General features: G+C 79.2%; 3 protein-coding genes. 2 read left to right on the top strand and 1 reads right to left on the bottom strand.

Annotation, left to right across the window (positions count from 1 at the left end; all coding sequences use genetic code 11):
- A partial coding sequence (locus VGL20_05570; protein HEY2703140.1) for a hypothetical protein occupies window positions 1-185 on the top strand: 185 nt, incomplete at its 5' end.
- On the opposite strand, the gene VGL20_05565 is transcribed toward VGL20_05570, so the two are convergent.
- Window positions 182-676 carry a hypothetical protein gene (locus VGL20_05565; GenBank protein ID HEY2703139.1) on the bottom strand — a complete coding sequence of 165 codons (495 nt, stop codon included), beginning with the start codon at window positions 674-676 and terminating at the stop codon, window positions 182-184. The two genes, VGL20_05570 and VGL20_05565, sit on opposite strands and share 4 nt — an antisense overlap.
- Window positions 677-738: 62 nt before the next feature.
- Between VGL20_05565 and VGL20_05560 the strand changes: the two genes are divergently transcribed.
- Window positions 739-1,461: a hypothetical protein gene (locus VGL20_05560; GenBank protein ID HEY2703138.1), complete on the top strand. Its 723-nt coding sequence runs from the start codon at window positions 739-741 to the stop codon at window positions 1,459-1,461.
- Window positions 1,462-1,564 lie beyond the last annotated feature (103 nt).

The raw sequence follows: 1,564 nt of genomic DNA, 5'->3' as shown, positions 1-1,564 counted from the left end.
TGCTCGCCATCCCCGCCGGCGCCGACCGCGAGGAGGGCTTCCGCCGCCGGGTGCTGCGGAGCTGGCGGGAGGCGATGAACCCGGTCTCCCGGGCGGTGCTGATCGCCGACGGCAGCCGCCTCGAGGAGAGCGGTACCGCGACCGCCCGCCCCCGTCTCGGCCTGATGGGCTGGCTGAGGAGTTAGCGGCGCCGGCCGGTGCCGGGGGCGGTGATCGCCGGGGGCGGCGGCGCCGGCGGGTCGAGCCGGCGGGAGGGCTGGCGTGCCGCCTCCAGCCGCTGGGCGGCCACGGTGGCGGCGCCGATGGCGGCGGTGGCGGCGAGGCCGGCCCCGGCCCGGGCCAGGCCGATCCCGAGGCGCAGGGCGATGCGGCTCAGCTCGCCACCACCGCCCTCGGGGGGCAGGCCGGGCAGCGAGGGGCCCTCGCGGAACCAGAGGGTCACCGCCACCTGGTCGGCGAACCCGTTGCCGCCGCGCCGTCGCGAGCGCTCGACGCGCACCGCGCTGGGCAGCAGGGGGTGCGGCCCCGCCGGTGGGAGGATCGAGCGCATGTCCACGGCGCGGACCACGGTGGACCGGCCCTGGCGGCGGCGCCGGGAGGCGCTCGCGACCGCGGGCCCGACCATGTCGAGCGAGGACTGGACCAGGCGGGAGGCGAGGTCGGGCAGCGTCGCCATGCCCGGAAGGATACCCGGACGGCCCGGGCCCGACGAGGGCGATCGGGTATGGTGGGGTCACCGTGTCCCTCGTCATCGAGCTCCTCCCCGACCGCGTCACCGCAGCCCTGCTCGGCGCCGCCGCCGGCGAGGCCGCGGCCGGCGCGGCGGCGGGCACCCGGCAGCTGCTCGACCTCGCCGAGTCGATCGCCGCCCGGGGTGGGTTCGACGAGGTCGACGCCCTCGCCCGGGGGCTGGGCACCCCGCCGGCGACGGGGGTGGCGGGGCTGGTGCTCCGGGCCACCGCCTGCGGCCTGGCGTCGCCGCTCGACCGGCCCCGGCTGCGCCGCGACGCCCACCGCTCGGTGCGGCTCGGCGGCGGCGACGAGGGCACCGCGATCACCGCCATCGCCGCGGCGGTGCTGGCCGCCGACCTCTGCCGCTTCGACCTCGACCTCGCCCTGGTGCGGCTGCGCCAGACCCTGCTCGAGGAGGCGCCGCTCGCCCTCCACGCCCGGCTGGTGCCGCTCGACCGGGGCACCGCGCCGCTCTGCAGCGGCGACCCCGGCTCGACCCTGCAGGTGGCGATCACCGCCCTCGACCGCACCCTCACCCTCCCCGAGGCGATCGAGGAGGCGGCCGGCTACGGGGGCGACATCACCGCCGCGGTGGCCCTGACCGGGGTGCTCGCCGGCGCCCGCAGCGCGCTCGAGGGCTGCGACGAGGAGTGGCTGGCGGCGGTGCCGGCACGGGCACGCGCGGAGGCCGTGGCCGCGCTCCTGACCGCTGCGCCGCCCGAGGGGTAGCTAGGCGCCGGCGGCGGCGCGTTCCCCGAAGGCCTCGTTCACGAAGCCGACGACGTCGTCGAGCGAGGTGCCCGGGCCGAAGATGCGGTTCACCCCCATCTCC

The sequence above is a fragment of the Candidatus Dormiibacterota bacterium genome, from assembly GCA_036495095.1.
Classification (GTDB): domain Bacteria; phylum Chloroflexota; class Dormibacteria; order Aeolococcales; family Aeolococcaceae; genus CF-96.
This window is presented reverse-complemented; position numbering and strand designations above follow the sequence as displayed.

Excerpts from the sequence above, each read along its gene's own strand:
- VGL20_05565 (HEY2703139.1), bottom strand. The coding sequence starts at position 676 with ATGGCGACGCTGCCCGACCTCGCCTCCCGCCTGGTCCAGTCCTCGCTC.